General features: G+C 41.4%; 8 protein-coding genes. 3 read left to right on the forward strand and 5 right to left on the reverse strand.

Features of this window, described 5'->3' with window-relative positions; genetic code table 11:
- Positions 1 to 272 (reverse strand): hypothetical protein (locus CDG79_RS37410; protein ID WP_143855706.1); only part of this gene is annotated, 272 nt, incomplete at its 3' end.
- A gap of 367 nt (positions 273 to 639) precedes the next feature.
- On the opposite strand from CDG79_RS37410, the gene CDG79_RS37415 reads away from it, so the two are divergent.
- On the forward strand, positions 640 to 915 hold the full coding sequence (locus CDG79_RS37415; protein WP_094346599.1) for an HU family DNA-binding protein: 276 nt from the start codon (positions 640 to 642) through the stop codon (positions 913 to 915).
- Positions 916 to 972: 57 nt separating this feature from the next.
- On the opposite strand, the gene CDG79_RS37420 is transcribed toward CDG79_RS37415, so the two are convergent.
- Both CDG79_RS37420 and CDG79_RS37425 read right to left on the reverse strand, forming a co-directional pair.
- Positions 973 to 1,500, reverse strand: coding sequence for a GIY-YIG nuclease family protein (locus CDG79_RS37420; protein ID WP_317616644.1), 528 nt, complete (start codon positions 1,498 to 1,500; stop codon positions 973 to 975).
- Between the two features lie 88 nt (positions 1,501 to 1,588).
- Complete coding sequence (locus CDG79_RS37425) at positions 1,589 to 1,936, reverse strand: hypothetical protein (protein WP_094346604.1); 348 nt, start codon at positions 1,934 to 1,936, stop codon at positions 1,589 to 1,591.
- 161 nt (positions 1,937 to 2,097) lie between these two features.
- On the opposite strand from CDG79_RS37425, the gene CDG79_RS37430 reads away from it, so the two are divergent.
- The gene (locus CDG79_RS37430) at positions 2,098 to 2,799 is read left to right on the forward strand and encodes a hypothetical protein (protein WP_094346600.1); all 702 of its coding nucleotides are present in this window, start codon (positions 2,098 to 2,100) and stop codon (positions 2,797 to 2,799) included.
- Positions 2,799 to 3,593 (forward strand): TIM barrel protein, encoded by a 795-nt coding sequence (locus CDG79_RS37435; protein WP_094346601.1) that lies wholly within the window; start codon positions 2,799 to 2,801, stop codon positions 3,591 to 3,593. The genes CDG79_RS37430 and CDG79_RS37435 overlap by 1 nt, the downstream gene beginning before the upstream one ends.
- On the opposite strand, the gene CDG79_RS37440 is transcribed toward CDG79_RS37435, so the two are convergent.
- Both CDG79_RS37440 and CDG79_RS37455 read right to left on the reverse strand, forming a co-directional pair.
- Complete coding sequence (locus CDG79_RS37440; protein WP_094346602.1) at positions 3,594 to 4,139, reverse strand: hypothetical protein; 546 nt, start codon at positions 4,137 to 4,139, stop codon at positions 3,594 to 3,596.
- A gap of 887 nt (positions 4,140 to 5,026) precedes the next feature.
- Positions 5,027 to 7,906, reverse strand: coding sequence for a plasmid replication protein, CyRepA1 family (locus tag CDG79_RS37455; RefSeq protein ID WP_223278578.1), 2,880 nt, complete (start codon positions 7,904 to 7,906; stop codon positions 5,027 to 5,029).
- Positions 7,907 to 7,967: the final 61 nt, after the last annotated feature.

Genomic DNA, 7,967 nt, shown 5'->3' on the forward strand with positions numbered 1-7,967 from the left:
CCACTAAAATGCTGCTTGATGTTTTGTGTTCTGTAATCAAGCTGTGAAACTCCATTGAGAATTGAATAGTTTATGTGAGTGTCTTTGCCCTCAAGCTCAAACTCATTTGGTCGTTGCACAACAATTGCTTGTGCTGGTTTTGTGGATTTGGGCATCAAAAAAGAAACTAATGATGTCGTGGTTCCGCCAGTCACAAAGGTAAGAGCAGTTTTGAGAATTTGACGGCGGGGAGAATTTGGGGGTATATCTTTGAGGTTAGAGTTAAGGTTCATATTTGAGAAATACTAGAAGTAAAATTCTGTTTATTGTTTTTACCGATTCAATTGTGTGTAATTAAGTCAGTTAGGTTTTTGACTTATTCCGAATTCCAATAGATTAGTTCATTAATTAAGAGTTCTTTTTTTTTAAAGATTTTATTTACACTTATGTCAATGTTGTGTGATAAATATGTCAAAACTGTATAGTTTGACATATTGATGCCTTTGGGTTTATGAGGGGGTTGGATTGGCTCAGTGCCTGATTAGTAGCCGTACATTGTTAATTTTCGCGTTTTGCTAGAAAATTACTCCTTTTCCCCCCTTTACTGATAAGAGTTATTAATGCTACATTTCCTTTACTTACAATCCTCCAGGTTAATTTATGAACAAAGGCGAATTAGTGGATGCTGTAGCAGCAAAGACCAACGTCACAAAAAAGCAAGCTGATGAAGTCATTAGTGCTTTTTTGTCAGTAGTTATCGAAGCTGTAGCGAATGGAGAGAAGATAACGCTGGTAGGGTTTGGGTCATTCGAGCGACGCGATCGCTCAGAACGCGAAGGGCGTAATCCCAAAACCCAGGAGGTAATGACAATTCCAGCGACCAAAGTGCCTGCGTTTTCTGCTGGAAAACAGTTTAAAGAAAAAGTAGCGCCATAAAGCATAAATAAGCCACCCTACCCAAAAGGCTGCCCCCAGCGCTCGCAGTTCTCCTTATTAAATGGACTGCGCCACTTCAAAATAAGGTTCAACTCCAACTCTTGCCGTGTGCGTCGAGCAACCGGAGCATCCCACCAAAATGCGGCGTTGACTGCTGGAGAGTAACCCATAGCGATAATGTAAATCCTGGTAGCTGGCGATGTAATCTTTGCAGGGGTGTATACCCTGCCATCGCTTGTTACTGCGGCAGGTTTCCCCAACATATAGCACTAGCCCAACTGCTGAATCCAAAATAAAATATAGACAAGCATCGCCATAGCTATCAGCAGGTTTTCTGTAGAAAGACATTGGGACAAGGTGTAGCTTCAGTGGGTCAATTGCGTTGGGATCGCAGTGGTTGGAGGTGAGGTCGAACAGTGTAGTCTGCTGTAATGGTTGGCTTTCTCGCTGCCGTTGTTGATGAGTCAGTATGCGCGATTTCCATTCTTGTAAAGCATCAGCACTCATCAGCAGAGTGTCTGTTTTACTACCGTAGCTAAGTGTAATTGTATTGTTGGCAAAGAGATTGAGTTGTTGGGGTTCCAAAGATGTTTGTTGAGTGCAACCAGAGTCATGATAAAGTATTTCAACACAGAGATGACAGTGGCGATCCCTCAGACTAGGGGCTAATTGATTAAGAACTCAATAAACCAGACATATTTAAAACTCGTTCTGACCAATTAGAAGCAACATCAGCTATGCTTACCCTTTGGCTTGATTGCTCCTTGATGGTATCCCAATTGCGTTGCCAATCTTGTAACAAGTCTTGAAGTTGGTTTAATTCGACATTATAGATTTCACTGTTTTGCTGTATTAAAGACAAATACAACAAACTTTCGTGTAACAATACTGGAATAACTTGGTTACAATCGCTACTTTGTACCCAGGACTTCAAGTGTGCCAGACTTGATGCTAATTCACCCAATTGCTGTGGTTGGGTTAGATGTAAAAAACTAGCTTCAATCGCACTCCAGTTGGGCATCAAAATCCTCCTAGCAACTGCTGGATAAAAAATAATTTTGCGTTGAAGCATCGATTGAAAGAGTTAGTGGTATATTAGTACAAAAGAACTATCAAACCAGGTTCAACAGCTTCAAACTGCAATAGTTATTAATATTTTGTACTTCCAAATTGAGGAATGCTATGGCAGATTCTAATTCCCTATTTTCTTTGTATGAAGAATTAGTACAAGATCATTCCAGCCAATTCGATCCACAAATTGCTTCTTTGCAAGAGTTGGTCATTACACGAATGCAAGAAATTCGTGACGCAGAACAGAGCTTAGTAGAAGCACAAGCAATAGAACTTAAACGGATCACTGATGCTCTAGCTACTGATGCTCGTTGCTTGTTGCCAATGCCAGGATTAAGAGCATTTGTACAAGAGTTAAAACAGACTAAAAGTAATAATTGGTACACGCACAAATCAGAATTTAGTATTGCAGAAGATCCAACTACTTGGTTATTGGCGATGCTCGAACTACCGATAGGTTTGAGCAACTACCAAACTCACGAAGACCTGAATGGTTATGATGACGAACGTAACTTTATCGGGTATAGCTATACTCTGTCTCTAAAATTAGGTTCAGTTGAGCATTCGATCAATGAAATACCATTAAAACGCATATATAACGTCAACGAGTGTAGTGAAACTTCTATAAAAGGGCAAATTGAGGACTACATTTATGGTGACGTAAAATATTTACTTAGAGATATGGAATATCCAGAGTCACAAAAACAGCAATTAGCGGCTGAAATCAGCACATTAGTAGGTTACTCCCTCAAAATATTCGCACTTAAACCTAGAAGAGCTATTTTTAATTATTCATCCATAGAGGAAGACTGATGCAATTGTATTTGAGCTTGTCAGCCTATGGTGGAGTTTCAACCCGTGAAGCATTAACAATATTTTGGAATGCAGGAATCCGGTATGTTGAGCTAGCAATTGGGCCTCGACCCGATACTGATTCAGCGCAAGCAGTAGAGGATTTTAGACAACAGGGAATGGTCTATCGAGCGCATCATGCTTTTGTTTGGAGCGCACGCCACTATCCTTTCAATCTAGCTCAACCTCAAGATTGGAAATATTTTGAACGATTGGCAGATTATCTAGCTAGCATAGGTGTTACCGCTTATTCAGTACATGGAGGAAACTTTTGTAAAACCACTGAACGAGTTTTAGCATACACAACATTTGTAGAAAATATTGATCATCTTCATCGGGTTTGTCTAACGCGAGGTATTGTTCTGGGTATAGAAACAATGTATCCTACACTCACAAATAGCACTGTTGAAAACCTTTTGGATAATGCTTCAGAACTTGCTCAATTTTGCCAAGATGTTCCCCAGGTCAAGATAGTTGTAGACTTGGCCCATCTCAACATTTGGCGTGACAAAACCGAAATACTGTTGAATGAATGGTTGGGACTTCCACCAGAGAAACTTTTAGAAATTCACATTTCAGACAATGATGGACGGCAAGATATACATTCGCGGATTACGGACAATACTTGGTGGTTATCTCAGATTACTAATTTTCCAAAGGGAATTCCCTTGGTGTTAGAGAGCCGATTAAATCGATTGCCTGTTTCAGTAGTGCAGCAAGAGTACGACCGGATCGCTGCTTTAACTTTCCGATAGTTAACTGATAATAGTTTGTAACAAACCACTTATATTCTGTGATTGCCAAGGCCAAAGCCCTAGTAACCGAAATCTTTTAAGTGCTGCTTGATATGACTGCTTACTATTATATGCTTCCTCAATATACTGGTTATTGTAATAACCGTAAACTATCAAGCTTGCATCAATTGCTTTCAAAAATGGTTCGGGTGCAGTTACAGAATTTAAACTTTTAAAAGACTCACTAATATATCTATGTATATAGTTGAGAAAATTATTAATTTCTTGGCGTGTAAACTCTGATTCAAATACTTCATTCTGGATTGGAGGTATGTCTGATTCATCTTCAAATACTTTATATATTCGATAATATATCCAGCCTTTAGCATCAAAAATATGCAATAAATAGAAAAAATTTCCTATTGTTTTATTAATAGTTAGTAATAATGGGAAACTAAAAGAGCCTTTGCAACTATCAAATGAATCACTGCTATTTCCAAAAAGCCAAGTTAACGTGATAAACGACTGTGCTAGGTTCAAATTGTCTTGGCTTTTATTTTCAGACAAGTAAATATTCTGGCTCTCCTAGACTAGTTATAGAAAATTAATACTTGATATCAGGTTAAGTCCTTATATAGTAAGGGATTCAAGAATCAGAAAGCATATTTTTATTAAATCTTTGATTCTGTTTTAGCGAAACCTAGTTACATCAGGTGTTTTAACTGTTTTTTAGTATTAATTTATCAAACGAAGTCTGGGAGAGCCAATATTCTTGAAGAATGAATCTTCATCTTTAATAAAAAAACTATTTTTTTGAAGCTTTCTATATTCATAGTCATCTAATCTCCACAATTCATATTTAATTGCTTCTAATTCAAACTCGAATTTGATTCGCTCTTTAATTTGTCTAACTACTTGCTTCATGTGTTTTGAATCAATTTAGTAGGAATTATACAGTACAAACATACTATTATACCGTTTAAATTTATTTTTTCCGACAGAACTCATGAAAATCCCCGTTAATGACACTCGCCACTGCTCTAGGCAATCGTTCATTTCATAAAAGATGGTAGTATTTGAGAGTATTTATCGTGGCGTTTAAGATGGCAATAGAAATGTATCCATCATCCTTTCGTTGCGATTGTGGACATGAATCGTATTTCTTTGAAAATACGATTAGGGATATGGAGAAATTGAGCGCAACTAAACAAGTCACTTTAAGCGACACCGAAGATAACAAACACACAATTGTTTTTTCTAAGGGGAAGGCGATAGAGATGATTTGCTCCAAACTAGGAGACTGTAAAATAACCAAGTCACAGTAACCGTTTTGATGGAAAAGTGAACTACTCGGATCTACACATCCACCAGCCAATCACAGACCACAGGCTGAAAATCAACTTCTGTGCGTTCGTCCTTGACGTTGGCGCAGCCATCGCCCCAAACCCAAAACTTTAACTCATCCATTCCAGCCATTCGGGAGCCTCGGACACCAACTGACCAAAAATCTGCGGTTGTGCCTCCTCAAACACCACCATCACACCCCAGCGCTCATCGCTTTTAAGGGTAGAGAGAAACTCTTTAATCGCATCCACACCAGACTCTAGCCGTTCCATGAAGCTGACAAAGTAACATTTAACCTGCTGCCACCATGAATCAGTGGGGTTTTCCTGTCCGCCCATATCCTCATTACTGGGGAGTGATGTTGTGTCAGTAATTGGTGTTGGTACATTTATATTACTACTGACTGACACCAACTCCCGACTTAACCACTGCTTGAAAATACAATCACGCCCATCGTTAGGAGTAACAAATTTATAAACACACTCCCGCTTCCCCCTTGGCCCCAACCGCCCAATGTATGACAGCCGCAGATTAATCTTGTCCAGCAATTTCTGAGCGATCGCAATGGAAGTCAGTTTTTCCGAAATAGTCACGTTTAGGTAATTCTTGATCAAGAACCGATGCTGTAGTGCGATCGCCTTAAATTTCTGCATTCTCTCATCAGAACCTCGTAACTTCTCCCCAGGCGTAAGCAACTGCAACAGATTCAGACTTTCCAAGAACAGCACCGACGACAACATCTGCCCCTTGTTAAAATCTGGCTTCCAAATAGCATTCTCCCCAGCCTCAGCCTGTGCCTTTGCCCGTTTGCTGTCCCGGCTGGTCAAAAACTCCCGCCCCACAGTGAGATAATAGTGCAACCGCAGTTGGGGATACCAGCCGTTATCATCCTTTTCGACTAATTCGGGTGTCGCTTCAACTTCGTAACGTCGGGACAATTCACCCTTACGCTGTTGGTATCTTTCTTCTTTCGTTTTTACCCGCTTTTCTTGTAGCTTCTTCAGTTCGTCATCTGACACATCTTCAGATTTAGAAACCCCCAGGCATTCACTCCTATACAATTCTTTGGATGCTGCTTTCACTTCTTTGACGACTTCCTTGGTTTCGTCGGGGTCAGAATCATCAGCATCAATAAGGGTGTATCCATCACTTTCCAAACCCTTCAGCACAAATTCACGATAACGGCGCATCTCGACGTTGATAACAGCCCCACGCTTGCCCCAGGTTTGTAAAGATTCGGGTTGAAAGTTCTGATCAATGAATGAGTAATCATCATTATCCGAAGCTGATAACAGAGCGATATTGGCTTGTGTTGCGATATCCTGACTTCGCAATAATCCACCCATAGAGGTTGAACCATTGCCCACAGTTCCCATACCGTACTGGCTAACCCAGATGTGACGGTCAACAGTTTCGCGCAACCGTGCCAACATCTGCCGTACAGAGTTCACAGGCTGCACTCCCTGGAATATCCCCCAGACTGCATCAAAGTGTCCTCGAATATCGATGGAAACGCCTGTTTCCAAGCTGGGTGAGGCTATCACTAAATCATACTGGGTTAGGATTTGGTTGAGATGGGCAATACACTCAAAAGCTGGGTGTGCTGGGTCTAAAACAGAATGACTGTCAATTCTCAAAATCCGTAAGTGGGGGAATTTCTGGCGAAACCGTTGTTCAAGGGCTTGAGTTCCCCATTTGGATTTTGCTTTTTGAGCAGAACAGCATAATAGATGATGTCCTCCTTTTACGATGCCTTCTCTTTCAGAGACGCTACCGCGAACGGCGAGCTTCGCTAACGCCTTGTCTAATGCAGCAATCAAATTCTTCGGGTTGCTCCCAGAGTAATTAAAACACTTGCCCCAATAGTGCTGGTAGTTATTGACGATGACAAAGGAATTGACTTTATATTCTCCTGCCAAAGACAAAATGTACTTGACATCGGTATCTGAAACATCGGCAGAAGATAGGTAAATTTTACCGTGTTCGCTACCCAAAACGTTTTGAACTAACTGCTTGAAATTCCTGAGTATGGATACCCTTCGCTTTTGCACATCAGTCGTAGAGTTGAGCAGATGCCAGAACACTTGGTCGCACTCATCAATAATAATGACATCGTTTGACCAGTCGTTGGGGTTGAATCGCGCTTGACTATCTTTGTGCAAAGAATCCACGCACACGCCATACCCCAGCAAGCCGCCTGTGTCAGATGTGTGAATTTCGCTAACGTAATCGACTCCGAAGCGATCGGACAATGCCTCACCCAATTGGATACGATGGGTGATGATGAGAACCCGCCGCCCTTGGTCGTGTGCTTTAGCAACTTCATGAGTTAACCACTCCGTTTTACCAGTTCCTTTGGGAGCTTTAAGAACAATCAGTTTTTCGCCTTCGGGTACAAGCAACTGACCGAGAAATCTTTGGTTGAGTATGATTGCTGGCGGGTAAGTCAGCAGGGTAAATAGCTTGATTTCCCATAGCTCCAACGTTTCGGCGGTGTTGTACAGTGCATGGAAAGCATCACAGCCTTGGGCAACGACAAAATCATCAACTCCCTTTTCGGTTCCTGGTAGGTCAATCACTCGTAGCTGGCAACCAGAGTTTATGAGCAATCGCCCCATACGAGTAATCGCTGTTCTTACTCTTTGAACAGTTTCGGGCTTAGTATCGTGGTCAAAGCAGATATTCACAAGTCTACCGGATGTGGCAAAATGCGCCAAGTCGGGGATGAGCAAAGGTTTACCAATGGCAGTCCCATACTCATCAGAGGGTGTACGGTAGCCAGCGTTTACTCCACTGATGGCGATCGCAGCATAACCAGCCGTCAACAAACAAGCGGCTTTCTTGGCTCCCTCGGCAATCACAACTGGTACATTATTTTTCCAGACCCAATGCCAGAAACCACCGTGATGTTGCAGGTCTTGATCGAATGGCACTAAGAAAAGCCGAAACCCTTGCGGTTTAAGCAGTTTGCAATTGCTTGCGTAATTCATGCCGGGGTTTCGTCATCAAGGGGTAAATTTTTGGGCGACGTTTACGGACTCGTGGTTCATT

The organism is Nostoc sp. 'Peltigera membranacea cyanobiont' 232, from assembly GCF_002245985.1.
In the GTDB taxonomy this organism is placed as follows: Bacteria; Cyanobacteriota; Cyanobacteriia; order Cyanobacteriales; family Nostocaceae; genus Nostoc.

Excerpts from the sequence above, each read along its gene's own strand:
- CDG79_RS37415 (WP_094346599.1), top strand. The coding sequence starts at position 640 with ATGAACAAAGGCGAATTAGTGGATGCTGTAGCAGCAAAGACCAACGTC.
- CDG79_RS37425 (WP_094346604.1), bottom strand. The coding sequence starts at position 1,936 with ATGCCCAACTGGAGTGCGATTGAAGCTAGTTTTTTACATCTAACCCAA.
- CDG79_RS37430 (WP_094346600.1), top strand. The coding sequence starts at position 2,098 with ATGGCAGATTCTAATTCCCTATTTTCTTTGTATGAAGAATTAGTACAA.
- CDG79_RS37435 (WP_094346601.1), top strand. The coding sequence starts at position 2,799 with ATGCAATTGTATTTGAGCTTGTCAGCCTATGGTGGAGTTTCAACCCGT.
- CDG79_RS37455 (WP_223278578.1), bottom strand. The coding sequence starts at position 7,906 with ATGAATTACGCAAGCAATTGCAAACTGCTTAAACCGCAAGGGTTTCGG.